At 52.7% G+C, this 838-nt stretch carries 2 protein-coding genes; both read right to left on the bottom strand.

Annotation, left to right across the window (positions count from 1 at the left end):
* A partial coding sequence (locus ACR0E6_RS21970) for a chromate transporter (RefSeq protein WP_480587329.1) occupies nt 1-148 on the bottom strand: 148 nt, incomplete at its 3' end.
* A 161-nt stretch (nt 149-309) separates the two neighbouring features.
* Nucleotides 310-838: ester cyclase (locus tag ACR0E6_RS21965; protein ID WP_480587325.1), on the bottom strand; the 529-nt coding region annotated here is incomplete at its 5' end.

Below are 838 nucleotides of genomic sequence, written 5' to 3'. Positions count from 1 at the left end.
AGGCGCGCAAATAAGTTTCCTCAGACAACCAAGCGCGACGGTCTACCAACTCCTGATGCATCAAGGATATCTGCGCTGCAGGGCCGCCGAAGGACAAAAGACCAATTCTGCCGAAGACCAGAACAAGGTCGCGTACTGAAGGCGCCATGTCACGCCAGCCCGACGGTCAAAATGCGCTCGGACAGCTGGCTTTGTCGATCACGAAGCATGACCCATTTCCCTGCAATAACGTCCGCGCGCTGAATGCGCGCAGCACGTATGGCCTTAGCTATCGCGTCTGAAACTTGGGGGTCAAGGCGGCTTGGGTGTTCAGAACCAATCCAGTCGATGACCGGTCATGCAGACGGGAAGGGTATCCTGCGGAAATTGCCCAAGCTGTTCAAAGAACGATATGAAATCGAACTGGTTGTAGGCCTCGACCATCTTTTTGCCTTTGAAGCGGGCCATGACCTGGCCGGTCACCTCCAGCGGGGCATCATTGTCAGCGCGGAAGGTTTTGACATGTAGAATGGCGGACACCCAATCCCCGTTTTCGATGATCTTTGGCAGCTCCACCGAGATTTCACCCAGAATATGCCGGAAGGCCATCACCAGATCGCGAAAATCATCGGCCCCAACCTGCATTTCAGGGATTAGCCCCTCAGCCATGGTTTCCGGTGCAAAATATTGATCAATCACATCGGTATTCCCTTGTTCCCAAACTTCGGCATACCAAGCTTTCAAGATATCTGAGTGGGTCATCCCGGCCCTCCTGTCTGTCTGAGAGGACTCTGGACAAATGGGATGAAAAAACTCTGAATCTGAGCCGAAATAAAAATAAATGCAGACATAAGGTGGG

It is taken from the genome of Ruegeria sp. AP12 (genome assembly GCF_056540025.1).
The sequence above is the reverse complement of the archived record's forward strand: the minus strand, read 5'-3'. Positions and strand labels throughout refer to the sequence as shown.